General features: G+C 50.4%; 31 protein-coding genes. 15 read left to right on the forward strand and 16 right to left on the reverse strand.

Annotated features, from left to right (window positions below; all coding sequences use genetic code 11):
- Positions 1-140 precede the first annotated feature (140 nt).
- Positions 141-686 carry a DUF998 domain-containing protein gene (locus tag GKC03_02410; protein NYT11387.1) on the reverse strand — a complete coding sequence of 182 codons (546 nt, stop codon included), beginning with the start codon at positions 684-686 and terminating at the stop codon, positions 141-143.
- Between the two features lie 127 nt (positions 687-813).
- Between GKC03_02410 and GKC03_02415 the strand changes: the two genes are divergently transcribed.
- Positions 814-1,131: a hypothetical protein gene (locus GKC03_02415; GenBank protein ID NYT11388.1), complete on the forward strand. Its 318-nt coding sequence runs from the start codon at positions 814-816 to the stop codon at positions 1,129-1,131.
- Between the two features lie 233 nt (positions 1,132-1,364).
- On the opposite strand, the gene GKC03_02420 is transcribed toward GKC03_02415, so the two are convergent.
- Positions 1,365-2,168, reverse strand: a complete 804-nt coding sequence (locus GKC03_02420) for an alpha/beta hydrolase (GenBank protein ID NYT11389.1) — start codon at positions 2,166-2,168, stop codon at positions 1,365-1,367.
- Positions 2,169-2,309: 141 nt separating this feature from the next.
- The gene (locus tag GKC03_02425; GenBank protein ID NYT11390.1) at positions 2,310-2,498 is read right to left on the reverse strand and encodes a hypothetical protein; all 189 of its coding nucleotides are present in this window, start codon (positions 2,496-2,498) and stop codon (positions 2,310-2,312) included.
- Positions 2,499-2,711: 213 nt separating this feature from the next.
- On the opposite strand from GKC03_02425, the gene GKC03_02430 reads away from it, so the two are divergent.
- The 8 genes from GKC03_02430 to GKC03_02465 all read left to right on the forward strand — a co-directional run bounded on the left by GKC03_02430 (position 2,712) and on the right by GKC03_02465 (position 12,637).
- On the forward strand, positions 2,712-3,896 hold the full coding sequence (locus tag GKC03_02430) for an MFS transporter (GenBank protein NYT11391.1): 1,185 nt from the start codon (positions 2,712-2,714) through the stop codon (positions 3,894-3,896).
- Between the two features lie 210 nt (positions 3,897-4,106).
- A complete protein-coding gene (locus GKC03_02435; protein ID NYT11392.1) occupies positions 4,107-4,355 on the forward strand; it encodes a hypothetical protein in 249 nt (82 codons plus the stop codon).
- A 196-nt stretch (positions 4,356-4,551) separates the two neighbouring features.
- Entirely contained in the window at positions 4,552-4,938 is a 387-nt protein-coding gene (locus GKC03_02440) for a 4Fe-4S dicluster domain-containing protein (GenBank protein ID NYT11393.1), read from the forward strand.
- Entirely contained in the window at positions 4,935-5,816 is an 882-nt protein-coding gene (locus tag GKC03_02445) for a heterodisulfide reductase, subunit B (GenBank protein NYT11394.1), read from the forward strand. Before GKC03_02440 ends, GKC03_02445 begins: the two co-directional genes overlap by 4 nt.
- Positions 5,803-6,486 carry a 4Fe-4S dicluster domain-containing protein gene (locus tag GKC03_02450; protein ID NYT11395.1) on the forward strand — a complete coding sequence of 228 codons (684 nt, stop codon included), beginning with the start codon at positions 5,803-5,805 and terminating at the stop codon, positions 6,484-6,486. Before GKC03_02445 ends, GKC03_02450 begins: the two co-directional genes overlap by 14 nt.
- Positions 6,486-8,141, forward strand: coding sequence for an FAD-binding protein (locus tag GKC03_02455; protein NYT11396.1), 1,656 nt, complete (start codon positions 6,486-6,488; stop codon positions 8,139-8,141). Before GKC03_02450 ends, GKC03_02455 begins: the two co-directional genes overlap by 1 nt.
- A gap of 69 nt (positions 8,142-8,210) precedes the next feature.
- Entirely contained in the window at positions 8,211-10,694 is a 2,484-nt protein-coding gene (locus GKC03_02460; protein NYT11397.1) for a hydrogenase iron-sulfur subunit, read from the forward strand.
- A complete protein-coding gene (locus GKC03_02465) occupies positions 10,691-12,637 on the forward strand; it encodes a hypothetical protein (GenBank protein NYT11398.1) in 1,947 nt (648 codons plus the stop codon). The genes GKC03_02460 and GKC03_02465 overlap by 4 nt, the downstream gene beginning before the upstream one ends.
- On the opposite strand, the gene GKC03_02470 is transcribed toward GKC03_02465, so the two are convergent.
- The 4 genes from GKC03_02470 to GKC03_02485 all read right to left on the reverse strand — a co-directional run bounded on the left by GKC03_02470 (position 12,625) and on the right by GKC03_02485 (position 14,412).
- Positions 12,625-12,828 carry a hypothetical protein gene (locus tag GKC03_02470; protein NYT11399.1) on the reverse strand — a complete coding sequence of 68 codons (204 nt, stop codon included), beginning with the start codon at positions 12,826-12,828 and terminating at the stop codon, positions 12,625-12,627. The two genes, GKC03_02465 and GKC03_02470, sit on opposite strands and share 13 nt — an antisense overlap.
- Before the next feature lie 4 nt (positions 12,829-12,832).
- Positions 12,833-13,021 carry a hypothetical protein gene (locus tag GKC03_02475; protein NYT11400.1) on the reverse strand — a complete coding sequence of 63 codons (189 nt, stop codon included), beginning with the start codon at positions 13,019-13,021 and terminating at the stop codon, positions 12,833-12,835.
- 90 nt (positions 13,022-13,111) lie between these two features.
- Entirely contained in the window at positions 13,112-13,924 is an 813-nt protein-coding gene (locus tag GKC03_02480; GenBank protein ID NYT11401.1) for an alpha/beta hydrolase, read from the reverse strand.
- Positions 13,925-13,950: 26 nt separating this feature from the next.
- Complete coding sequence (locus GKC03_02485) at positions 13,951-14,412, reverse strand: AraC family transcriptional regulator (protein NYT11402.1); 462 nt, start codon at positions 14,410-14,412, stop codon at positions 13,951-13,953.
- A 305-nt stretch (positions 14,413-14,717) separates the two neighbouring features.
- Between GKC03_02485 and GKC03_02490 the strand changes: the two genes are divergently transcribed.
- Positions 14,718-15,596: a hypothetical protein gene (locus tag GKC03_02490; protein NYT11403.1), complete on the forward strand. Its 879-nt coding sequence runs from the start codon at positions 14,718-14,720 to the stop codon at positions 15,594-15,596.
- Between the two features lie 17 nt (positions 15,597-15,613).
- Positions 15,614-15,844 carry a hypothetical protein gene (locus tag GKC03_02495; GenBank protein ID NYT11404.1) on the forward strand — a complete coding sequence of 77 codons (231 nt, stop codon included), beginning with the start codon at positions 15,614-15,616 and terminating at the stop codon, positions 15,842-15,844.
- 103 nt (positions 15,845-15,947) lie between these two features.
- Here the strand turns inward: GKC03_02495 and GKC03_02500 are convergent, their stop codons facing one another.
- From GKC03_02500 to GKC03_02515, 4 genes are read right to left on the reverse strand one after another with little or no spacing between them, the layout of a single operon-like run.
- Positions 15,948-16,277 carry a hypothetical protein gene (locus tag GKC03_02500; GenBank protein ID NYT11405.1) on the reverse strand — a complete coding sequence of 110 codons (330 nt, stop codon included), beginning with the start codon at positions 16,275-16,277 and terminating at the stop codon, positions 15,948-15,950.
- Between the two features lie 21 nt (positions 16,278-16,298).
- Entirely contained in the window at positions 16,299-16,538 is a 240-nt protein-coding gene (locus GKC03_02505) for a thioredoxin family protein (GenBank protein ID NYT11406.1), read from the reverse strand.
- Entirely contained in the window at positions 16,535-16,789 is a 255-nt protein-coding gene (locus GKC03_02510) for a hypothetical protein (protein NYT11407.1), read from the reverse strand. Before GKC03_02510 ends, GKC03_02505 begins: the two co-directional genes overlap by 4 nt.
- A 4-nt stretch (positions 16,790-16,793) precedes the next feature.
- The gene (locus GKC03_02515) at positions 16,794-17,867 is read right to left on the reverse strand and encodes a permease (protein ID NYT11408.1); all 1,074 of its coding nucleotides are present in this window, start codon (positions 17,865-17,867) and stop codon (positions 16,794-16,796) included.
- 125 nt (positions 17,868-17,992) lie between these two features.
- On the opposite strand from GKC03_02515, the gene GKC03_02520 reads away from it, so the two are divergent.
- The 3 genes from GKC03_02520 (at position 17,993) to GKC03_02530 (ending at position 19,436) form a co-directional block, all read left to right on the forward strand.
- A complete protein-coding gene (locus GKC03_02520) occupies positions 17,993-18,376 on the forward strand; it encodes a winged helix-turn-helix transcriptional regulator (protein NYT11409.1) in 384 nt (127 codons plus the stop codon).
- A 108-nt stretch (positions 18,377-18,484) separates the two neighbouring features.
- A complete protein-coding gene (locus GKC03_02525; protein ID NYT11410.1) occupies positions 18,485-18,694 on the forward strand; it encodes a hypothetical protein in 210 nt (69 codons plus the stop codon).
- A gap of 109 nt (positions 18,695-18,803) precedes the next feature.
- On the forward strand, positions 18,804-19,436 hold the full coding sequence (locus tag GKC03_02530; GenBank protein ID NYT11411.1) for a DUF1211 domain-containing protein: 633 nt from the start codon (positions 18,804-18,806) through the stop codon (positions 19,434-19,436).
- 8 nt (positions 19,437-19,444) lie between these two features.
- Here GKC03_02530 and GKC03_02535 read toward each other — a convergent pair whose 3' ends face one another.
- The 3 genes from GKC03_02535 to GKC03_02545 form a co-directional block, all read right to left on the reverse strand.
- A complete protein-coding gene (locus tag GKC03_02535) occupies positions 19,445-19,867 on the reverse strand; it encodes a hypothetical protein (GenBank protein ID NYT11412.1) in 423 nt (140 codons plus the stop codon).
- 69 nt (positions 19,868-19,936) lie between these two features.
- Positions 19,937-20,143 (reverse strand): hypothetical protein, encoded by a 207-nt coding sequence (locus GKC03_02540; protein ID NYT11413.1) that lies wholly within the window; start codon positions 20,141-20,143, stop codon positions 19,937-19,939.
- Positions 20,144-20,215: 72 nt separating this feature from the next.
- On the reverse strand, positions 20,216-20,698 hold the full coding sequence (locus GKC03_02545; protein NYT11414.1) for a hypothetical protein: 483 nt from the start codon (positions 20,696-20,698) through the stop codon (positions 20,216-20,218).
- A 98-nt stretch (positions 20,699-20,796) separates the two neighbouring features.
- On the opposite strand from GKC03_02545, the gene GKC03_02550 reads away from it, so the two are divergent.
- On the forward strand, positions 20,797-21,396 hold the full coding sequence (locus GKC03_02550; protein ID NYT11415.1) for a DUF998 domain-containing protein: 600 nt from the start codon (positions 20,797-20,799) through the stop codon (positions 21,394-21,396).
- Between the two features lie 11 nt (positions 21,397-21,407).
- Here GKC03_02550 and hypD read toward each other — a convergent pair whose 3' ends face one another.
- Positions 21,408-22,481, reverse strand: a complete 1,074-nt coding sequence (gene hypD, locus GKC03_02555) for a hydrogenase formation protein HypD (GenBank protein NYT11416.1) — start codon at positions 22,479-22,481, stop codon at positions 21,408-21,410.
- The gene (gene hypA, locus GKC03_02560; GenBank protein NYT11417.1) at positions 22,478-22,852 is read right to left on the reverse strand and encodes a hydrogenase maturation nickel metallochaperone HypA; all 375 of its coding nucleotides are present in this window, start codon (positions 22,850-22,852) and stop codon (positions 22,478-22,480) included. Before hypA ends, hypD begins: the two co-directional genes overlap by 4 nt.
- Positions 22,853-22,944: the final 92 nt, after the last annotated feature.

Below are 22,944 nucleotides of genomic sequence, written 5' to 3' on the forward strand. Positions count from 1 at the left end.
AGGGGATTTTCATTGAAGATGGATTTTCTAACATGGACAAGTTAGATTCGTCATGTTCCTTATGAAAGATGGTCAATTTCAAGATGGGAAAGAGCTTTAGATAGGTCCACTCCATTAGAAAGGGCTCCAGGGGCCAATGATTACTTGACGAGACCATCCTCGTTGCCCATTAGATATCCGCCAAAGGCCGCTGCCCAAAGCATGACCGGATAGAAGATCATTCGCTCCATGCCGCCCACGCCGATTCCAAGATAGACACCGGCTCCCTGCAGTATCAGTGCGATAATGCTGATAGTCCCGAGGGCAAACGAAAGCAGGGCGAAAGGGCCCTTCACTATCTTGAATGTGAATATGGCAGATAGCCCTCCAAAGAAGAACGCAAGGAACGCCATTAAGACATGGATTGCCCCCAGGTCCTCATGGAATAGGCCTACACCCGCCGCTCCGATGCCAGCTATAGCCAGTAGAATCGCGTTCAACCGCTTTCCAAATAAGGTGTCAACTAGATAAGCGGAGTAAAGGGCCAAAAGGCCAAAGATGAACACGGAGATGTTGAATATCCAGTAAGCTGGTGAGGGACCCACTCCCAGGTCGCTAATATAATTCTCGGAGATGCTGTAACCAGGGTAAGTCGCTTCCGCCAGCATCAAACAAATGATGAGTTGAGTGCTCGCTATGAACATCATCAATCCAGGACTGCGATACCATCGCATGTATCCGTCAAGACCGGTCCTGCATAAAGGCTCTCCCTTTCCATTGTCAATTATTGTATAGCTCTGTCGCTTCGTGGCTGCAACAGGTTAATATACATCAGTGGCAGAGTTGAACAGCGGTATGGAGGGGGAGTTCGGAGATCGTGTATTCACAAACAGCATAGACCTGATCAACGAGGCTTTGACTTGGTCGCTGATCTTGTTCATTGGGATACTTGTAGGATTGCTACTCTTCTGGACAATGGAACCTGGTTGGATGTGCCTGGCATTCGCGTTACTTCTTACCTCTGCAATATCGATAATACTATGGTTGGAATGGTTCCCTGAACGACCGTCCCACATATGTCTGAGCAGGAGATCGATCGATATCTATTTCCGATCGGGTAAGCGGGGCCAGATATCCTGGGATGAAGTGTAGAAGGTCAGTATGATCGTGGTAGAAGATCCAGGAGTTCTGCTTGATCCCGTTCTTGTAGCTTTCATCAGGATAAGGCCCTTGACGAAAAGAGCCAGGTTGTATTTGAAGGATGGAAAGAGGTGCGAAGTGACAGCACAGATCGGGGAAGCGATTCAAATGACATATTGTTCGTTGAGGGGTCGATGGGCTTTATGAGTAGAATCCTTCCCGTTTTCTCGTGCTAACGGAAGATATCATCGAAATGAATTTTCCTGAAGGAATTCAAGGATCTGCATATTGAGCAATTCGGGCTTCTCTACAGGAAGCATGTGGGTCGTGCCTGGAACGATGCTCAACTCTCCCTCGGGAACATTAAAGAAATAATCCACGAGGTGGTCCAGCTTGATGATGTCTTTGTCAGCGGCGATGATGAGGGTGGGTACCTTCAATTTCTTGAGATCCTCCTTGGCATAATCTGGATGTGTAGTTGCCTGTGCTTTGACCTTCTCGAAGAACTCAGGGAAATGGTCAGCACCATCAGGTGAGTTGCGCCTGTAGATCTCGATCATGACCTTTCCCAATGACTTGGGAGTCGAACTATCAAACCATCTTAGGAAGTGTTCGTGGTACCCTTTCCTATGGAATGTCCCGCTGATAGGGATAAAACTCGAAAATAGTCCCGGATCCTCCATGGCCATCATCAGACCCACGATTGCGCCAGCGCTCCACCCTAAGAGATGGGCCCGTTCTATCCCAAGCTCGTGAATTAGGGAGAACATATCCTTGGCGCCTTGTGCGTAGCTATAGGGCCCAGGAGTGTCCGCACTTCGACCATGTCCTCTTCTCTCAGGGATGATTATTCTGTATCGGGCACAGAAGTCCCCAGCCTGATTGAGAAAGGACTCCACAGAGGACCATGCGCCGTGGAGAAGTATCAATGGTTCGCCGTCTCCATGTTCTTCGTAATAGATATTGGCCCCATTGATCTCCGCGAAGTCACCCCCTTTTCCAAGAGTGCTGCCATCAGGCAGCTGCATGAGATTGCCAGCCTTCTTCATTTTCCCTCCAAAGAGTCATTTGCGGTAATTTTCTTCCTAATGGATAGAATGGAAACTGGTACTAGTTCAAATTCACCATGGATTGTTGCACTGAAAAGAAAAATTGAAGAGAAAGGGGTTTGGAACCCCGTTCAACCGGGATCAGTATCTTAGGGTCTTTCGGGCACTGTCATCGGTGCACCTTTGGCGCAACTCTTTCATGGTCTTCTTCCAATACTTGGAATGCTTATCCACGATCATCCCGCCCTCAAAATCAAACAGGATGTCGCCATCGGAGTCCGTTCCAGGTCTGTGAGGCACATGGTTGGTTCTATGACCCTTTCTTCCCATGGTAATCCCGGGAATATATTGTAATTTAAAGAAGATAAATCTATGTATACCCTTTACTTATAAGATAATATTCGCATTAATTACGATAAATATAAATTATATCGTTACAATTTTACTATTACTCGTAATATTGATAGGGAAATGCACATTGCTTAAATTCGAATGCGTAGGAAATCGGAATCAATTATAAGGAACCAGTCAATCACCCTGCGAATGGAAGAAGGCGAAACCGCGGAATGCAACTACAATATCAGGGCGATAATTGCCATCAGTTTCTTCGCCCATCTCTTGGTGCATACCTATATGGTCATTTTCCCTGTCCTGATTCCGTTCGTGGTAGAGGAGTTCGGCGTGGACTACCTTGTAGTAGGCGCGATATACACCGTCTCCAACATCGCCTTCGGATTTGGGGCCATAGGAGCCGGGTTCCTTGCTGACAAGATAGGATCTAAGAAACTCATCGTTGCCTGTGCTTTGGGAATGGGCTTCTCTTCCCTGCTGGTAGGAATGACATCTAGTCTTGAAGGTCTCGTCGTTACGCTTTTCTTGCTTGGGCTGTCAGCAAGCCTGTATCATCCAGCGAGCTTCAGTCTCATCTCCAAAGCTACCGCAGCGAGGGGCAAGGCTTTCGGCGTCCATGGTGTTGGTGGGAGCATTGGCCTCGCAATTGCGCCGCTAATCGGGGTTCCTATTGCACTTGAATGGGGCTGGAGAGCTTCATTCATCGTCATTGCCATACCGGGGATAATCCTGGGACTCGTGACGGTTGCCACCAAGTTGGGCGAGGAGATAACCAGGATAAAGAGATCCTTACCAGCATTCCGCACCCTGTTCACCCGTGCCTTCATAATAACACTCGGCATTTACGCATGTTACGGCCTCTGCTTCCAGGGAGTGGTGGGTTTCCTTCCAGCATTTCTTACGGAGGTTGGGGGGATAGTTCTTGGTGGAATACTTGCCAGCACGATCACGTTGGCGATGGGGGCTCCCGGTCAGCTCGTGGGGGGTATGCTTACAGACAGGAGTGGTACGATCAAGTTCCTAAGTATGGTTTTCGCGCTGCTGGGAATTGTCTTGGTCATCATGGCGATTGTGCCAGGAGCGCTTGCAGTCTTGATAGGATTTGCCGCTGGTTTCCTGATATTCTCTTCCCAACCCGGAACCGGAACCCTGCTTGCCGAACAGTCCTCCGCTCAGGTGAGAGGTTTCGCCTATGGTCTAGCCTTCATGGCGAACTTTGGAGTAGGCGCCTTCGGGACGTCCCTTGCAGGATTCATTGCTGATGAGACAGGCAACCTCTCATACATCTTTCCCGCAATGGCCTGCTTCATGGGATTGGCACTCATCCTTCTGGTCATACTGAGATGGAAGGGTGTAGTGTCTTCCGATCAGTCATAGACTTGGAAAGAAGAATATCGTTTGAATCAGCAAAATTATATTTCTCATGATAATATGTAATCTTGGAAGGTGGGGAAATTGAGTTACTGCCCTTATTGCGGTGCATATGTAGAGAGCAACTGGGCTTATTGTCAGAAATGCGGTCAGTATCTAAGGGGATTGCTTGAAGTATCACAGACGCCAGTCTATATTGGAAGAAAAAAGGATCCGATGATCGCCCTGCTTCTCGCACTCGTACCGGGTCTCTTTGGAATATGGGGTATCGGTCACTTTTACGTAGGGGAATTCGGTAAAGGCATCCTGCTTCTTGGACTGGGGATATTCCTTGCCTTCATCATGATCCTCAGCATCATCTGCGGTTTGGTCATTCTTATCATCGGTTTCTTCATCTGGCTCTGGCAAGGATACGATGCCTACAGCATAGCCAAGGATACGCAGATTTCATATCATTATTATTGATTTAGAAAGATCTCCGAACGGTTTTGATTAGAGCAATTGTCGAATTTCATCGATTCCTGACAATAGGAAGGAGAATTCGTTATTTCGCTATGCAGATTCTGCTGTCGTTTCAAAAGTATTAAACTGCCTAAACTGCTGAATGGTTCTTGACGAGTCCGATACTGAACTCAGGCTCGGAATCTGCGGAACGCGAGGGATGGAATTGGCAGACAGTGAGTTGCTCATCAGGATCACGGAACTGAGCGGAGAGAACCTCAGGTCGTGCTATCAGTGCGGGAAGTGCTCGGCCTCCTGCCCAATGACTGACTTCATGGACCTATTCCCACGAGATGTTATCAAACAGATTCTAGAAGGGAAGGAGCAGGTTCTCTTAAGTGAGACACCATGGGTTTGCGCATCTTGCTTCTCGTGCACGGTAAGATGTCCCAACGAGATCGATATCGCCGGGGTGATGGAGGCCGTGAGGCAGATCAGGCTGAGGGAGAAGTACGACAGGTTCCATCCTTCAAGAATTCCCTTGGATGAACTCGAAGGGTTGCCACAGATCGCCCTTATCGGATGCTTCAGGAAGATGACTGGATGAAGAGTATCACCTACTTTCCGGGTTGCACCCACCATACAAACGGGCGCAATATGGAATCCAGCGGAAAGGCCGTTCTGGAAACCCTCGGTTACCAACTTGAGGAAATGCCAGAATGGATATGCTGCGGAACGGTCTTTGGATTGAGCGAAGATGATCTGTTCCATCAAGTGGCCCCCATCAGGAACCTGGCACGCGTGGAGAATGCGGGTGATGACAAGCTCGTAACCATGTGCGCCATGTGCTACAACACCCTTGGGAGGGCTAATCTCCTTGTGAGAAAGGATAAGGTGGCCCTCGAAGCGTTGAACAGGTTCATGGATGACGAGCCGGATTACCACGGAGTGGTTGACGTGTTCCACCTCAGCCAGTTCCTGAGGGACGAGGTGGGATTTGAGAAGATATCCAGCAAAGTCAGGCGACCATTGAAAGGGCTCAAGGTGATGCCTTATTATGGGTGCCTCTTGCTCCGCCCGGAGGAGGTCTCCATCGACAGCATGGAGGACCCCACGATCATCTGTGATATCCTAGAAGCGGTGGGCGTCCAATCTATCAAGGGCTCATATATCTCGCAGTGCTGCGGATCGTACCACACCGTTGACAAGAAGGAGGCCGTGGCCCGCAGGGCGTTCGAGATCATATCATCTGCAAGGAAAAAGGGGGCAGAAATGATCGCTCTTGCTTGTCCTCTTTGCGAGTTCAATCTTGACGATAGACAGCGTCTTCTGAGTGACAACGGAATGCCTGTCCTGTACTTCACAGAGCTGCTAGCCTTAGCCTTTGGACTGGAGGACAGCTGCGATTTTGACGAACATTACGTTGATCCACGTCCCCTTCTGAGGGAGAAGGGGTTGTTGGGGGGATCCAATGGGCAAGAATAAGATCAGCGTCTACATCATGGGAAAGGAGCATCGGGTGCCTGAAGGTTTGACCATCATGAAGGCACTGGAGTACGCAGGATACCGATTGATAAGGGGGTGCGGCTGTAGAGCGGGGTTCTGCGGAGCCTGTGCCACGATCTACCGGAAGAAAGGTGATTACAAACTGTACACCGCGCTGGCCTGCCAGACCACGGCGGAGAACGGCATGTATCTCACCCAGCTTCCGTTCATTCCGGCCAACAAGTCCGAGTATGATCTCGAGAAGATCCGGGCTGGGCCCAACACAATACTGTCAATCTATCCCGAGGTGGCAAGATGCGTTGCATGCAACACCTGCACCAAGGCTTGTCCCCAGGACATTCAAGTTATGGATTACATTCAGGCGGTCAAAAGGGGCGATATCACCAGGGCCGCGGATCTCTCGTTCAACTGCCTCCAGTGTGGACTGTGTACCGCCCGATGCCCTGCCGAGATAAAGCAATACCATGTTGCTCAATTGGCTCGAAGGCTTCACGGTAGATACCTGGCAATAAAATCAGAGCCACTCTCGAAAAGGATCAGTGAGCTAGAAGAAGGGTGCTTTGAGAACGAGATAGACGAGATGATCGAACTGAAACCCGAGGATCTCAGGAAGAGGTACTTCGAAAGGGAGATCAAGGTCTCGGAGTGATGGACATGAAATTCATTGACGGCTACCCAGAATATATGAGACAATCGATAAAGAAGGTCGAGGCCACCCGTGAGAAGAGGATCTCGTTGGATATGGAGCCCATGTCTGCCGAGGAACGGGAGGAGGTTCTCTCAACATATCACCCCGACTATGTGAAAGGGGGAAAACGTTCTCTGAAGGTGGGGGCAAGTAAAGGTGAGATGGTCCATCATGAGACCGCCAATATTCTCGAGGCGAGGCCGCAGGTGAATCCCGATGAAATCGATCTCGGCTGCATCAACCGTGATGTCGACATCCTCATTATAGGGGGCGGGGGAGCTGGAACCGTCGCTGCACTTCACGCGGTCTACGAAGGAATTCTTCCAGAGGATATACTCATAACCACCAAGCTGAGGCATGGAGATGCCAACAGCATGATGGCCCAGGGGGGCATTCAAGCGGCGGACGGTCTGGATGACGATCCCTCCATCCATTTCCTCGATGCGATAGGTGGAGGACACTTCGCCAACAAACCAGACCTGGTCAAGGCGCTGGTAATGGACGCCCCGAGGATCATCGATTGGCATCAAAGGCTAGGTGTCATGTACGAAAGGGAGGATGATGGCCATTTCGTAGAGAGGCCGGGTGGAGGTACGAGTAGACCTCGGCTCCACAGCGCAAAGGATTACACTGGCATGGAAATAATGAGGGTCATTCGGGACGAGGCCCGCAATCTTGGACTTGAGGTTGAGGAGTTCTCCCCAGCGGTCGAACTGCTCACCGACGGCGATACAGTAACCGGAGCGATACTCATGGATCTTGAAACCCGTGAGTACAGCATAATAAGGGCCAAATCGGTCATACTGACTACCGGCGGTTTCGGGAGACTTCATATTCAGGGATATCCCACTACCAATCATTACGGGGCAACAGCGGACGGTCTGGTTCTCGCCTACCATGTCGGAGCCAGGATCACAGACATGGACAGCGCGCAGTACCATCCAACGGGAGCAGCTTACCCAGAACCCATATTGGGTCAGCTCATCACCGAGAAGGTCAGGGGGATGGGCGCGATGCCCGTCAACATTGACGGAGAGGCTTTTGTCTACCCGCTGGAGCCAAGGGATGTGGAAAGCGCCTCGTTCATTAGGGAGTGTAAGACCAGGGGAAAAGGCATTGAGACACCAACAGGAATGCTCGGGGTGTGGCTTGATAGCCCAATGATCGAGGAGATTCACGGTCCCGGGACAATAAAGAAGGAGCTCATCGCCATGTGGCGTATGGAGCATCAGTTCGGGATCGACATGTCTCAGGACCCCATACTGGTATACCCCACCCTGCACTACCAGAACGGAGGGGTGGAGATCGATGTTGACGGCTGGACCGGTGTGCCCGGCCTGTACGCAGGAGGCGAAGTGGCTGGAGGCGTTCACGGAAAGAATAGACTCATGGGTAACAGTTTGCTGGATTACAATGTGTTCGGTAGAAGGTCGGGTATTTCCGCCGCTAGGCATGCGAAGAAAGCATCACCTGGGAAGATCACCTTCGACCATGTGATCAGATTCAATTCACTGCTTGACGAGGCCGGGATCGATACCGAGAGGAGATCTCCAATGTTGCTTCCCGATTACAGGGGAGAGAGGGCTATCGCGAGGGCCCTCAATATCTCTATCTGAGGGGGCGTCAGAACGGGCGATAGAATCGGAGTCTTCATCTGTCACTGCGGCAACAACATCGCTGGTGAGGTGGACATTGATGCCCTTAGCAATGATGTTGCCCGGTGGGAGGACGTCTACGTGGACGACGAGCTCTTCCTGTGCTCCGAAAGTGGTCAGGAAAAGATAAGGAGATCCATTGACGAGCAGGGGCTGGATAAGGTCGTGATAGCCGCTTGTAGCCCGGGTCACCATTACCATGTCTTCCGGGACTGCATAGGGGAAAGGATCAATCCCTTCCTGTGGGAGTTCGTCAACATCAGGGAGCAGTGCAGCTGGGTACACAAGGGGAAAGAGGCCACCGAAAAGGCACTGGCACTCATCAAGGGCGGTGTCGAGAAGACCAGGCTCCTCGATCCCATTGGGACGGTCAAGGTTCCGGTGAGTAAGGACATCTTAGTAGTGGGAGGAGGTATCGCAGGAATCCAAGCCGCTATCGAGTTGGATTCCAAAGAACATAGAGTGTACCTGATAGAGAAGGAACCAAGCATCGGGGGGAACATGGTCAAGCTGGACAAGACCTTTCCCACCGAGGACTGCTCAATGTGCACCATCTCCCCAAAGCTGAGCGATGTCGCAAGGAGAAAGAATGTCGAACTTCTCACCTACTCCGAGGTGGAAGAGGTCTCAGGGAGACCAGGTGAATATCACGTCAAAATAAGAAGGAAACCCAGATTCGTGGACGAAAAGAGGTGTACGGGCTGCGGTGCATGCGATCAGACCTCATATGAGAAGCTCGTCGTCCCTAATGGAATAGAGATAGTGGACAGGCTATCGATCGACCGGGAGTTGTGCACCAACTGCGGGGCTTGTGCCAAGATATGCGCGAAAGCTGGACATGAGGCGATGAAAAAGGGGGAGGATCTTCCATCCTATGATAGCAGCCATTGCGTGGGTTGCTTCAAATGCGTGGAGAAATGCCCCAAGGACGCTATCACCATCATTAATGCCTGCCCGGTGAGGGTCAGCTCGGAGTTTGACCACGGCATCGGTTCCAGGGCAGCAATATATGTCCCATTCGCTCAAGCCCTCCCAGCCACCAGGACCAGGGATCCAGTCAATTGCCTCAGACTAAATGGCACCATGCCCGACTGCGTGGGGTGCGAGACCATCTGCCCGGCTGACGCCATAGTCCACGAGGACGAGGAGTCCTTCGTGGAGGTCACGGTTGGAGCTATAATTGTGGCAACGGGATACGAGCTCAAGGACATGTCGGGAACGGAGTACAATCTCGCCCATCCTGATGTCATAACAGGGCTGCAGCTTGAGCGCCTTCTGAACGCTTCCGGTCCGACTGGGGGAGAGCTCAGGAGACCGAGCAACGGACTGCTGCCGACGACGGTGACCTTCATACAGTGCGTTGGAAGCCGGGACCTGAGGTACAATCCCTACTGCTCTAAGATTTGCTGTATGTACGCCATTAAGCAGGCCCGTCTCATCAAGCAGAGATGGCCTCAGGTCGATGTGAACATATGCTACATGGATCTCAGGGCAGCGGGAAGGTGGTACGAGGAGTACTACAAGACGGTCAGAGAGATGGGCGTCACTTTCATACGCGGGAACGCGGCCGACGTCCTTGACAATGAGGAGAACAACATAGTCAGGGTGGAGGATACCCTCGACCTTGAAAGAAAGATCCAGCTGATCGAATCCGATCTGGTTGTGCTGAGCGTGTCCATGAATCCTTCGAAAGGGACATTGGACATCGCCAAGATCCTAGGTGCCAAGATGGGAGAGGACTCGTTCCTCAATCCGTTGCACCCCAAGATCGAGCCGGTAGACACCGTGCTTGACGGCATCTTCATAGCGGGGACATGCTCCGGTCCCAAGCCCATCCAGGAGTCCATTGCGGAAGCGAACGCCGTGGCCAGCAGGGCAAGCACATTCCTGCACAATGACGAGATGGAGGTGGACCTGACCACAGCCTGCATAGATCCTTTGGTGTGCATTGGCTGCGAAGTCTGCAAAGAAGGCTGCAACTACTCCGCTGTCATGAAAGAAGAGGATAAGTTCACTGTTGGTGAGATAAGCTGTAAATCATGTGGTAAATGCGTTTCCTCTTGCCCCAGCGGTGCCCTCCAGCTGAGGGGTTTGACCGATGACCAGATCGAGGCTCAGATCAAGGGAATTCTTGAACAGGCTCCAGGTTCCATCGTGGCGCTCTGCTGTCAGCACTGCAGCTACAACGCAGCCGATCTCGCTGGGCTGGCTAAGCGCAAGTACACTTCCAAGGTGAAGATCATCAGGACACCTTGCACTGGCAGGATCTCCATGAATCATATTCTCACTGCCTTTGTCAACGGCGCTTCAGGGGTGATGGTGGCAGGCTGCATGGAGGATGACTGTCATTACGTGGACGGTAACTACGCGGCAAAGGAGAAGGTCAAGAAGATCAGGGAGATGCTTGAGCTGATGGGCATCAGCGGTGAGAGGGTGGAGATGTTCAATATGTCTTCCTCGATGGGAGGAAGGTGGATCGAGTGTGTCAACGAGATGGAGGGGAGATGCCAATGAAGAAGCGCATCGGCAACCAGGAGGCTGATTGTACCTCGTGCCGACTATGCGAATCGAAATGCCCCACCGAGATCAAGCTCGATCGCTTGGTCAGGCTCAATAGATACATCGAGAAAAAGAGGGGTAGTCATGGATCAATGTTCCTGACAATGGGGCTTCTCTCCAGCGACTCATCTTGGGAATACGATGAGGGTGAGACATCTGAAGAATCAGACATAGTCTACTTCCCCGGCTGCACGCCGTTGTACGATGTTGCGTTCAAGACGGTGGAGGAACAGCCCTACGGCAACTACTCTGCCATGGGAAGGGAGAGGAAGTACTCCCAGATCGGCCTTGCCGGTTTGAAGCTCCTGAACAAGATTGAGATCAGACCCAGAATGGTGACAGTCTGCTGTGGCCATGACCAGTACTACGCCGGTATGCTGGATGAGGTGGATGTCCAATCTTCCAGATTGAAGGAAGCAATTGGCAATGCAAAGATGATAGTCACACCATGCGCGGAATGCAGACACATGCTTGTCGATGTGCATGGCCTCCCTGCAGTCCATATTTCAGAGTTACTGGCCGAGAGAGCTGATGACCTTCAACTCAAGAGAACAGGGTTGAAGGTCATGTACCACGATCCCTGTCGTCTGGGAAGGGTCTCCGGAATATATGATGATCCAAGGGATCTGATTTCCCTGGCGGCCGATCTCTCGGAGTTCAGCAGAAACCGGGAGGAAGCGGTGTGTTGCGGAGTCTCCAGTTGGATCAACTGCAATCGTGTCTCAAAGGAGCAGCGTGAGCGCAAGATAAAGGAATTTGAGGATTCCGGTGCAGATTATCTGGTTGTCTCCTGCCCGAAGTGCGCCATGCACCTCGACTGCCTCTACTTCGAGGAAGGCGAGGAAGGAAGGGAGAGGGATGACCCCAACATCATCGATTTCTCGGAGCTGTTGGCAATCTCCGCCGGGATCCACTCCATCGAGGAGATGGGAGAAGGTCATTTTCGAACAAGGAACAAACCAGAAGGGCCAATTGTGCTCGAGAAGGTCAACAAAGACCCGATCGACCACATCGACGACGAATTGACAAGCGATCTATTCAACTGTTCCACCTGTTTCCAGTGCGTGGAGGTCTGCGAGACCGGTCACCTCACCCCACATCTTATGGAAGAGCTCAGATCATTCTTCATCTCGAAGGAGATGAATCCAGAGAAACACAGGAAAATGCTATCCAGTATTGATTCCACTGGCAACCCTTTCGGTGAAGAGGAAGGGTACTCTCAGGTCAAGGACGATGCGGAGTTCATCTACTTCCCTGGCTGCACCGGAGTCTACCGAATGAAGGGGATATTCGACGGTACAAAGAAGATTCTTGAGGAGATGGGAGTGAGTTATTCCATACCGGAAGGGTTGATTTGTTGTGGCTCACCACTCATGAGGGTGGGATACGACGCCGAGGAAGTGAGGACCAGGAATACCGAATTGCTGGATCGGAAGGTGCTGGTATCATGCGCAGGTTGCTACGCTGCTCTCGCCAACGACTACGAAGGGGTGGAAGTTGAGCACATTATCGAACTCCTTGCTAGAAAGGCGAAAGAGATGGCCCTCAAGCCTCTGAATATGAAGGTTGCCTATCACGATCCATGCCATCTGGGAAGAGAGTTCGGCATCTACGATGAGCCTCGAGAGGTTATCAAAGCGATTCCCGGAGTGGAGCTCATCGAATTCTCCGAGAACAGGGAGAACAGCAGATGCTGTGGAGGCGGAGGCGGACTAAGATCTTGGAATCCCGAGAAGGCCGCTGAGCTCGCCAGAGTAAGGATGAGTGAAGCGGAGGAGCAGGGCGTGGATGCAGTGGTCTCCGCCTGTCCGTTCTGCAAGCTCAATCTTCAGGCGGTGACGGATATCGAGGTTCTGGACATCACCGAGCTTCTGGTCAGGTCTCTTCAATCGGAGTAATGAGTGGAATCGCATTCCATGTCGAAACTCCCGCTCTTGCGGAGAACTCCCAATAAGAAATCAAGCTTCTCGCTGTCGGCGGCGTAGATGAACCCTTTGATGGGCTCCTGGGTCTGGGATTTGACCTTCACGATCTGAATGACGCCGCCCTCGCTGTTAGCGTCCTTGATGAGCCTGACCTTGAGTGCCATACCATCACCTCGGCAGGACCATTACACTGGCCCCTCCTCTCTTGAGCGCGTCCAGGAAGAACTCCTTCTCGTTCTGATTGTCATATTCTATCATTCCCAAGCGGACCATGCATGTGATGGTCTTCCTCTCGAGGATCTCCATCACACCTGGAGATCCCTCGTCCTTCTCAATGAAGCGCACCATTAGGAACATGTGGATTCCCATCGAGCTTAATGCGGATTGCAATGATAATGTTAACTATGGTGAGTGGACGGGTGGGCGATAAATCATCCTCTCTCCCCTCTATATACATTCGAACCCGTCCAGGAATTCATTCAGGAGGTCTTCGAATAGATCCTCCTTATCGACCTGAAGATAGTGCCCGGCTCCATCCAGCACGGCGAAGGTCGCCCTCGGATAATTATCCAATATATCCCAGGCGTCCTTGAAACCTACCATGCGATCCTGCCTTCCGGTAAGGAATAGAACCGGCCCCTGAAATGGTTCTTCCAGTTCATCAACGTCGAACGAAAAAGAGTATGAGTCCCTCCTGAATTTCTGGATGAAATCACTCTGTGTTTCAAGTGCGGTCTTGATCTCCTTATTGTACCTCTCTATCACCCTATCTTTCACTTTCTGAGAGATAGTCGAGAGTACCTGCGAATCGTCTTCGAGCTCGTTGAAAGGCACGGGAGGAGAATCCAGCTCATCACTGGAAGGAAGGTTCCTGAGATCGTCCCGGGCTATGATGAGAGGACATATGAATGCCGCTCCGATGATCCTATCCGCCTGGTGCTTGACCAGGCCCCTTCCGATGTAGCATCCGTAAGAATAGCCTATCAGAAGGTATCTATCTTCTGAGATTCTCATTTCGATGAAGCGCTCGATCACATCCAGCATGTCATCCGAATTGCGTACCCGGTCACCAGGGATGGAATTACCCATTCCTGGCATGTCGAGATATATGCGCCGGTACCCCGGTCTTCGACAAAATATCGGCTCCATGCATCCCTTCATTACCTCCTTGTCAAGCGGAAATCCATGCAGCATGATGACTGGTATACCCTCTCCTACCTCCTCGAAATCTATCTCGGCCCCTTCAATAGTGATTCTCATGGACGAATCCCCTATGCGGTGAATGATTATCTCACCAAAACGAATATCTCGGTCACCCATTTGGAAGGATCGGGTTCACTGTTGGGATCCGTGAGGTAATACTCCCACATGGCTTCCTCGAGGTTGATATCCATTTCTTTGGCGTAGGCCATCATAGCGTTGTAGGTCTCTTCCAATCTATCATAGGGGCCAATGTGCACCGCGCGAAGTGCATTTCCCGATGGGAGCTTGCCCGCTTGAACACGCCCCTCTCCTTCAATCGGTAACGAGACCGGCACACCGCACTCCATGTCGATCTTCTCTGGAGAGAACGAATGGTAGTATGCGAACGGAGGACCGACTAGCTGGATTCCATTCCTTCCAACGAAACCGAAAAGCTCCCCAAACAGCTCTCCCATCTTGGCTGGTATGGCTGAGACCTCAACGACTGCCCGAATCCCCATGTAATCCTGTTCCTTGATCGCCACAACTCCAATTTCTAGGCTCATCCAAAATAATAGGTTCTAGCTACTATAGAAGAACTGTGATAAGGAGTTCATTCCTCTTTTGTATCTTCAGCCTCCGAGGCCTTCTCCTCCTCACGGCGCTTCCGAGCATCATCCTCGAGTTTCTTTGCCAACCGGTACTGCGCGAGGAGACCGTACTGCGCTCCGATCATATTGATCGTTTTTCATTTCAGAGCTCCTGCGATTTGAATCTTCCCCTTATACAGGAGCAACGAGACCCTAGGATATAATTCAATACTGGACAATGCGTTCACATTTCTGTAATGCATTGTATATAAGTGATTTCCATGACCTGGATCCTGCACATGAGTGACCTCCACATCGGCTACCCGGGTACCCTCGATCGTTTCAGGCGAATGGTGAGAGGGCTTTCCACCAATCCTCAACTTGAGCCAGAGAAGATCGTGGTTGTCATCACTGGTGACCTAGTCAATAAGGTCAGCGGTAGAAAGGACCTCAAGGTCGTCAGAGATGAGCTGAAAGCACTCACTTCATCAGGATACCAAAGAATCCTGGTCGTACCGGGAAATCATGATTATGGAAGTGGAAGCAGGGGTAACAAGATCTACGTACCAATATTCAAGGAGGTCTTCTACGGTAAGAAAAGGACATACCCCATCCTGGATTTTGTTGATGATATAGCCTTCATCGGTCTCGACACCATGGCGGAGGAGCTCAATTGGTACGATCGCCTTTGGGCCGAAGGGGAAATCGGTACAAGTCAGTTGAAAAGACTCCGATCACTCCTTCAACTGGATGAGGTAAGGCAATGTGGCAGGAGGGTGATCTATCTGCATCACCATCCATTTGACTGGCAGCCACTACATCAGCTCAAGGATTCGATACAATTTGGCGAGATATTGGAGTCCACCATAGTGGAGGGCACATCCATCGACGCGATCCTTTATGGTCACCAACATCGTGGAAGATCCTCCAATGGACACTGGGGAATCAAGAGGTGCTATGATGCTGGAACAGCAACTCTAAAACCGAGGCAGAGGGTTCAGAAGATGCTGCCCTGGTTCTGGGAGGTTCGCAATTCCACCCGTCTTTTTGACCTGGAGAAGTCCGTCAGCGAGGATAGGTTGATCACGATCCGTTCGGAAGCCACAAGTGAGTTACCATCTAGGGAGATGGAAGGGCAACAAGGATTCAAATCCGATTGAGGCGATTATCGATCACAATGATCACCATCAGGTGCGCGAAGTGCAAACGAAGGATTTTCCGTTATGCCAAGATGAAGAAAGTTAAGGTTCTTCACTGCTGGAAGGACAGGATAGAACGGGATGACAGCATCAGAGATGGTGAGAAGGTACTCTGCCATTGTGGCAACCAGATAGGGGTGGACGAAGGCAAATGGATTAAGATGAAACAGGGTTCATTCACCTACTCTGGCACGGTCATGAATCAGTAAGCAATGGCCCCTGTGACCCAAGAAAAGTCATTCGTTTTTCTAAAGAATCCTAGAATACGCGGTCGTTTGAACATTGAATTCGACTCATGAAAGGGCTGGAGCCTCATTCCTCGAACTCTATGGTGTTCCTCTCCTGACTCATGGCCAGGTTCTTGGACCAGAGACCTGCTTCCATCCAACCTGCCGAAAGAATCCCGTGAGGAACCAAGCAGGTTGCGCTCATCTGGGAGTTCCTCATTCTGTCAAAGATCCTGCTCGTGTACTTCTCGACAAGATCGTCCATGGTGATTCGATTCAAACCCTTCATAAAGGCCAGTACGTTCGGACAGTCCGACTCGACAACCAGGCTGAAGTTGTTCTTTCCAATGGTATCGACAATAATGATGTGCTCCTTTCCACAAATGTTCATCTTGACCTTAACACGAGACACCATGTTATCACCTTCAGTGAGCTATTATCTTAGTTCTCTCAGCATTTCAGTTATCTCATCGATGCTTGGAACCCGCCCCATTGCCTTTGGCTCCCCGTCGATGAAGAGGGCCGGAGTGATCATGACCCCCCTGTCGATGATTTCCTGAATGTCCTGGACCTTGACCACTTGCGCCTCAATACCTGTCTCGAAGACAGCCTTATTCACATTCTTCTCCAGCCTCTTACACTTGGCGCATCCGGAGCCGAACACCTCGATTCTCATTCACCATACCTCCACTCGTACTCCTGGATAAGGGCTTTCTCATACTCCGAACTTGCGCTCGGAGGTACGTAGTTGAAAATCTTGACTCTCCGTATCAATTCCCTTCCGATCTCATTCCGCTCCAACCCCATCGAATTCACCTCTTCCATGATCTGATCGAGCTGAGCAATTCCCACACTTGTCTCGCCCACTGTCATTCTCCTTATCTTATACGCCTTATCTAACTCGCAAGGACATGATTCATCTTTCATCACTTCACCCCGTTAAACCCCCATAGATCATTCCAGAGATTGTCGCGAGAAGGAGGGTCAGGAGAACATAGACCAGCGTCTTTCTCCCACCCATTATTCGGTTAAGGACTATGATGCTGGGAAGACTTATCGTCGGACCAGAAAGAAGCAGGGCTAAGGCGGGACCGTTGGCCATGATGCCCGATGTGAAACCAAAGGTGGTACCGATGATGGGGACCTCGAGAAGCGTTGGCATGTAAAGGATTACTCCCAGTAATGAGGCTAGGAAGACAGAGGGCAGAGAATTGTCGCCAAGATAGGGCTGGAAGGTCTCAGGGGGCAAGAAGTAGGCTATGACACCGACGATGAATGTTCCGATGATCAGTATGGGGAGGATCTTCTTGGTAAGATCCCATGTCTCGTAACCCCAATCTGTGACCTCGTCCTTCTTGAAGAAATATATAAGAAGGAGGGCTAGAGCCACGGTCAGGGCGTAGATTATCATCAGCTTGATGACGGGATCTAGGCCCGAGGCCCCGAATATCAATATGCATATTAGCAGTATGAAGAAGAATACTACAACCCACTTGGGTCTTTCCCTTGGTTGTGTCGGCACCCCCAGAAGGTTCATTTTCTCCTTTTCCACCAGGTCTCGATCGTGCTTCTTGAAGATCATCGACATGATCAGCCCAAGAAGTATGGCACTGAAGATTGCGGCCACAGCCCTGGCTAGACCCAGTTCGTATCCCAGTACCTGGGCAGTGTAGATGATCGCAAGAACATTGATGGCGGGTCCTGCAAAGAGAAAGGTCGTCGCGGGTCCTATGCCGCTTCCCTTCTTGTATATACCAGCAAAGAGCGGTATGATCGTGCAGCTGCACACGGCTAGAACGGAACCCGAGATGGACGCCAATCCAAATGAGATCCATCGCTTTGTGATCGGCCCGAAGTACTTCAGTATTATATCCTTCTTGATGAAAGCGCCTATCGCGCCCGCAATAAAGAAAGCGGGAACCAGGCAGGTCAAAACATGCGCGGAGAGGTACTCTAGAACGCTATCGATACCGCTGACGAATGCTGCTATTATAGCCTCAAGCAATGCTCTCCCTACCTATTTCAAATTTTCTTGAATGGTAATATCCAGTAAGGATATAAAGGTTACGGATTCAAAAATATTTGAAATATCATACAATTTGACTAGGGTTGAAATATTATATTGGCAATATGAGATTTGTGAACGGGGAAAGGAAATCTGAACGAAGCATCTGCTTGGGTGAAGTGAACGTTTTAGCACCTGGAGAGGTTGTTGAGAACGTAGAAATCTTGGGTGGATTGGATTCTCTGAGATCAAAGCTACCCCTAGATGATGAAATAGAGAAAATGGCTCACTCCTACAAGGCTCTGGCAGATCCCATCCGTATCAAGGTTCTATGGTCACTCTCCCTTAGCGATCTCTGTCCTTGCATTCTCAAGGAGATACTGGACCTCTCTGATTCAAAGCTCTCATATCATCTGAATATCCTTGAGAGTGCAGGTTACATTGCCAGCAGAAAGGAGAAGAACTGGAGGATCTACTCCCTTACTGAGAGGGGGTCTTCTGTTCTTTAGCTAGACTGAAGCAATCAAGGTCAACTTTTTATTTGGATTGCACCATAACCCGGCGATAGCATGGCTGTGACTTATAGATTCAAAGTTGGTGAGGGGCCAAGTGATAAGTTGAAGAAGATACGCGACAACATGGGGCCAAAAGGAATAAGATTCACATGCAATCCAGACGGTACTGGATCCTTCGGGGGAATGGGACTTGCGGGCAATTACTACCGGGAGGGAGACGAGATAGTCCTTACCCTGATCACAGTGCCGCCGTTCACCACCTTCGAAGCGGTTGCTGAGGGGATTCGAAAATCCATCGAGGGAAACGATTAGGGCAGCTGGCCGTGATTTATTAGGCTCCTCATATCGGACTTGATGAAAACGTCATCGGCTATTGGGGATACCATTTCCAGTTCAAACCCAACGAAATTGAGGCCAGTATATGGTTGGAAATATCGATAAGGGAGAATTCCTAGGTCTCACGACCCATCGGATAGAGGCTCTTACCGACGGTGTTTTCGCAATTGCCATGACACTTCTCGTTCTCAGTCTGAATCTTCCCGAGATAACCAGCCAGGAGAGCTTTCATGACCTCCTTTACGGCCAAGTCCATGTCTTCCTCGCTTATGTTCTGAGTTTTCTTCTTCTGGCTGTATTCTGGATAATTCATCATTACCAGTTTCATAGAATAGAGAGGACCGACAGGGTCCTTCTATGGATCAATATCATCATCTTGATGTTCGTCGCCCTTATGCCCTTTTCGACATCCATAGTGGGAGATTATCCATCCGAGCCTCTGGCCAAGGCCTTTTTCGATATGAACTTGTTTATCCTAGGCCTGCTCTTCTACGTGAACTGGAGGTACGCATCAGGACAGCATCGCCTCATCGATCCGAATATGCCTCAAGAAAAGATAGAACTGGTGGGTAGGAAATCATTGGTGATCCCGATCGTTTCTCTTGTATCATTTGTACTGGCTTTCTTAATAACAGATTACTCCTCGATATCATATTTACTGATACCCATCATCCTCTATCTTCCTTATTTCCGGGGGTCAAGCCCTTCGGTCCCATAACGTATTGATCATGCGCCCATCATCCATTGGCTTACCATCTCACAGTCAAGTAAGGTGATCTCATTGCCATCTGGATCCTCGATTTTGGCGATTATTCCTCTCCAGGGGCGCCTCTGTGGGGGAAGTGTGAATTTCGCCCCCTTCTCCTTTGCCTTATCGATTAGTGAATAGATATCATCGACCAGGAGCATTATTCCAGTTGGCCCCCCTGGCTCTCTTATTCCATCCTTCTTCTGAACAAGTGCCAGCCTCCCAAGAGATTCCTCCGGGCCCAACTCCACCCAATTGTACCGCCTTTCGTCGACCCTAACCACCATTCCTAGTACGCCTGTATAGAAATCAATGGCCTTGTCTAGATCGGTCACCACGATCGAGGAGGCTCGAAGGCCTATTGCCCTGCCCCCAGCATCGTGTCTCTTGCCTTCCATCATCAACCACGGAATCCGAAAGCAAGGTAAATATTCTTATTCGTCTGAAGAAACGGGATCAGGACCGGGCACCTACTCATTCTTGGAGTTCCTACTGTTATCAATCAAAGTTCTTACAGCCCCAATTCCTATCCCAATAGCGAATCCCAACGGGATCAGCATGACATATATCTGGTCCAGCGTCAATGTGTAGAAACCCATTGCTAGTATAGCGCCTAAGCAGGTGCCGGTGAACATGCCATATAAGAAGTGACGCCTGGTCCAGGGTTCCCTCTCCATGCAGACTAAATTGGCAGTATTGGAGATAAATTCTCTGCTGGAAAGCCATCTTGTTGAAACATGCCTTTCAGCTCACCGTATCCTCTCGATATTACCTACGTATCTTTCTATGAGCGCCACATGCTTCTTCTCATCAGAAATTAGGTGATCAAGTATGGAGAAGAACTCGTCCTGATGTCCCTCCTTGAGAAGGGTTGAGGAGCCGGATTCCTCGATAGCCTCCTTGATTCCGTTGTAGATATCGAGGGCAAGCCTGTCATACTTGAGAAGCTCGTTCAGGATCTCCTGGTCCTTCATGTTAGAGAAGTGGAAATTCCTGTCCTGGAGCGGGAGGGATTTCCTTCCTGATTCGATCTTGATCATCTCTAATATATCCTCGATCAACTTGGTGTGCTCGTGGGATTCTGAGCTGAGGGTGAACAGCAGATCTCGCATCTCTGTTGTCTTCATCTCGATATATCCTTCCCAGATGGAAGTGGATTCGAATCCCATTTCGATCTGTAGCGCCTTGTTCAGAATGTCTGCCAGCTCGTCACCCGAATTAATCGCGACCAATCGATCACCGAACCACTATTGAAATCGGATCATGATAATGATTACACCATTCGTTCCGTCTTATTTAATAATCCACATGCCCTTGAAACATCGATATCATGGAGAAGAAGAATCTGATGAGGACCACAGCAATCATTGGCCTGATAGGGGCCATACTCTTCGCCCTGTTATGGACCTCAGCGGTAATTGCCGACGGAAACTGGGTACTGGGTGAGGAGACCTTGAGCGAGCTTGGTGGAGATCGGCCAGGGAGACTCTACTTCAATACTGGCGTCATTGTGATGGGAATAATGGGGCTGCTATTCGCCGTTGGTCTGTTCCTCATCCTCAAAGAGGATCTTCTCGGTAGAATTGGCACTTCAGTATTGTTCGTGGGGGCTGTTGCCCTGATCGGAGTTGGGATATTCCCCATAACCACAGGCGAATACCACACGTTCTTCTCCTACGCATTCTTTGGCCTGATGCTGGTCACGATGTTTCTTCTGGCATTGCCGATATGGCGGGAGTGCAGGCTTGGCCCATTAGGGGGGATTGTGACTGTTGGAGCTCTTGCCGTCTCACTGGTTTTCCTGTTCACAAGCTCCATTCCATTGACTGAAGCTGTTGCGGTAATATGCCTTCTGATATGGACCGTGACCATCTCCACTTTAATTCTGACACTGCCTATGAGGAGAAAGGGATTTGGAGCTGGGAATTGATGAGAGAATATTCACTTCCTGCCATATCTATACTTGATGTTACAGCTTCCTTCCATGGACACCATGCAAGGGCCCATGGGATGAATTGGTGAACACCCCTTCCCAAAAGCGGGACATTCCTCCGAGTCCATGATCCCCCTTAGAACCTCTCCGCATCTGCAGCCCTTGAGCTCCTCTTCAACCGGCGGAAGGTCGGAAAGGAGTTCTTCATGAACCAGACGGGCATTATGAGCGTCGAATTCATCCCTCAGTTCCAAGGCGCTTCCTCTAATGACGGGGAAACCTCTCCACTCCCGGTCAACCGGCTTGAATACCTGGGATATGGCCTCTATCGCTTTTGGATTGCCCTCATCCCTTACCACCCTCGAGTATTCATTCTCGACTTCATGTCTGCCTTGCTTTATTTGTTTAGCCAGCATATAGATTGACATCATCAGGTCGAGCGGTTCGAAACCAGATATCACCTGCGGGATCTGATGGCTCTCGGAGAACGGCCTGAAGGGTTCAAGGCCTATTATGGTGGCCACGTGCCCAGGTTGGATGAACCCATCGATGCGTATCTCACCCATATCAAAAAGTGCCTTCAAGGCGGGAGGGATCTGCCTGTGACAGCTATATATGGAGAAGTTCTCCGGAACGCCATCAAGAAGGGGGAAGGCCGTCGTCGGTATGGTGGTCTCAAAACCAATTGCCATGAAGACCAACTTATCCACCTTCTCAGCCATTCTTACCGCGTCCTCGATGGAGTAGACTATCCTGACGTCTGCTCCAGAGGCTTTCACCTCCGCCAGAGACCCCAATGGCGTAGGAACCTTGAGCATGTCTCCGAACACAGTGAGGGTCACCCCTGCTTCCGCCAGGGCCATCATGTCAACGATCTCTCGGGAGGTTGTGACGCAAACCGGGCAGCCCGGCCCCTGTCTTATCTCTACACCTGCATTCAATAATGGTTCTTCAAGTCCAAATCTGACCAATGTGTCCTGGTGTGTTCCACATACATGCATGAACCGAAGGTGCAGGTCCATCTTGCTCAGTGAAGCGAGAATCTTCCGGGCAGTGGATTCGTTCCTGTACTTGAAGTTCATTTTTCAATCACCTTGATGGATGTGACCCCGCATCTCTTTCCCTTCACGATAATGACCTTCCCACTGCATTTTGGACATTGGAGAAGGGGTACTGACATGTGATACTCTTCCCCATCGAGGTAATCGGTCGGCCCTGAGTAGCCGCAAGAGGAACACTCCACCTCTATGCTCTCGGTCATTATCTTAAGTTCCGCCCCCTCAAGTGGGGTGTCCCTACTCATGATCTCATAGGCGAACATCAGCTGTTCGTGGCCTAGGAATGTCAGTTCTCCCACTACGAGCTCGACCTCCTCCACCTTCCTCACTTCGTGCTTGTCCAGCTCCTTAAGGACTTGTTCCAATATGCTGGACATGACCGAGACCTCGTGCATTAGGCTTCCTATCCCATACAATTATTTATTTTCTTGTAGAAAACGATTCCTTCTTGCTGAGGCTCGACGATGATGGAACAACAGGACTTACT

Source organism: Methanomassiliicoccales archaeon (assembly GCA_013415695.1).
Lineage (GTDB): Archaea > Thermoplasmatota > Thermoplasmata > Methanomassiliicoccales > JAAEEP01 > JAAEEP01.

What these genes read in the sequence shown, in the direction of transcription:
- GKC03_02480 (NYT11401.1), bottom strand. Translation starts at nt 13,924, where the DNA reads ATGAGAATCACTATTGAAGGGGCCGAGATAGATTTCGAGGAGGTAGGA.
- GKC03_02550 (NYT11415.1), top strand. Translation starts at nt 20,797, where the DNA reads ATGGAGAAGAAGAATCTGATGAGGACCACAGCAATCATTGGCCTGATA.
- GKC03_02435 (NYT11392.1), top strand. Translation starts at nt 4,107, where the DNA reads ATGATCGCCCTGCTTCTCGCACTCGTACCGGGTCTCTTTGGAATATGG.
- GKC03_02475 (NYT11400.1), bottom strand. Translation starts at nt 13,021, where the DNA reads ATGTTCCTAATGGTGCGCTTCATTGAGAAGGACGAGGGATCTCCAGGT.
- GKC03_02535 (NYT11412.1), bottom strand. Translation starts at nt 19,867, where the DNA reads ATGATGGAAGGCAAGAGACACGATGCTGGGGGCAGGGCAATAGGCCTT.
- GKC03_02505 (NYT11406.1), bottom strand. Translation starts at nt 16,538, where the DNA reads ATGAGAATCGAGGTGTTCGGCTCCGGATGCGCCAAGTGTAAGAGGCTG.
- GKC03_02485 (NYT11402.1), bottom strand. Translation starts at nt 14,412, where the DNA reads ATGAGCCTAGAAATTGGAGTTGTGGCGATCAAGGAACAGGATTACATG.
- GKC03_02510 (NYT11407.1), bottom strand. Translation starts at nt 16,789, where the DNA reads ATGAAAGATGAATCATGTCCTTGCGAGTTAGATAAGGCGTATAAGATA.
- GKC03_02420 (NYT11389.1), bottom strand. Translation starts at nt 2,168, where the DNA reads ATGAAGAAGGCTGGCAATCTCATGCAGCTGCCTGATGGCAGCACTCTT.
- GKC03_02540 (NYT11413.1), bottom strand. Translation starts at nt 20,143, where the DNA reads ATGGAGAGGGAACCCTGGACCAGGCGTCACTTCTTATATGGCATGTTC.
- GKC03_02495 (NYT11404.1), top strand. Translation starts at nt 15,614, where the DNA reads ATGATCACCATCAGGTGCGCGAAGTGCAAACGAAGGATTTTCCGTTAT.
- GKC03_02530 (NYT11411.1), top strand. Translation starts at nt 18,804, where the DNA reads ATGGTTGGAAATATCGATAAGGGAGAATTCCTAGGTCTCACGACCCAT.
- GKC03_02455 (NYT11396.1), top strand. Translation starts at nt 6,486, where the DNA reads ATGGACATGAAATTCATTGACGGCTACCCAGAATATATGAGACAATCG.
- GKC03_02500 (NYT11405.1), bottom strand. Translation starts at nt 16,277, where the DNA reads ATGGTGTCTCGTGTTAAGGTCAAGATGAACATTTGTGGAAAGGAGCAC.
- GKC03_02490 (NYT11403.1), top strand. Translation starts at nt 14,718, where the DNA reads ATGACCTGGATCCTGCACATGAGTGACCTCCACATCGGCTACCCGGGT.
- GKC03_02410 (NYT11387.1), bottom strand. Translation starts at nt 686, where the DNA reads ATGATGTTCATAGCGAGCACTCAACTCATCATTTGTTTGATGCTGGCG.
- GKC03_02440 (NYT11393.1), top strand. Translation starts at nt 4,552, where the DNA reads ATGGAATTGGCAGACAGTGAGTTGCTCATCAGGATCACGGAACTGAGC.
- GKC03_02445 (NYT11394.1), top strand. Translation starts at nt 4,935, where the DNA reads ATGAAGAGTATCACCTACTTTCCGGGTTGCACCCACCATACAAACGGG.
- hypA (NYT11417.1), bottom strand. Translation starts at nt 22,852, where the DNA reads ATGCACGAGGTCTCGGTCATGTCCAGCATATTGGAACAAGTCCTTAAG.
- GKC03_02450 (NYT11395.1), top strand. Translation starts at nt 5,803, where the DNA reads ATGGGCAAGAATAAGATCAGCGTCTACATCATGGGAAAGGAGCATCGG.
- GKC03_02520 (NYT11409.1), top strand. Translation starts at nt 17,993, where the DNA reads ATGAGATTTGTGAACGGGGAAAGGAAATCTGAACGAAGCATCTGCTTG.
- GKC03_02465 (NYT11398.1), top strand. Translation starts at nt 10,691, where the DNA reads ATGAAGAAGCGCATCGGCAACCAGGAGGCTGATTGTACCTCGTGCCGA.
- GKC03_02470 (NYT11399.1), bottom strand. Translation starts at nt 12,828, where the DNA reads ATGGCACTCAAGGTCAGGCTCATCAAGGACGCTAACAGCGAGGGCGGC.
- GKC03_02425 (NYT11390.1), bottom strand. Translation starts at nt 2,498, where the DNA reads ATGGGAAGAAAGGGTCATAGAACCAACCATGTGCCTCACAGACCTGGA.
- hypD (NYT11416.1), bottom strand. Translation starts at nt 22,481, where the DNA reads ATGAACTTCAAGTACAGGAACGAATCCACTGCCCGGAAGATTCTCGCT.
- GKC03_02430 (NYT11391.1), top strand. Translation starts at nt 2,712, where the DNA reads ATGGAAGAAGGCGAAACCGCGGAATGCAACTACAATATCAGGGCGATA.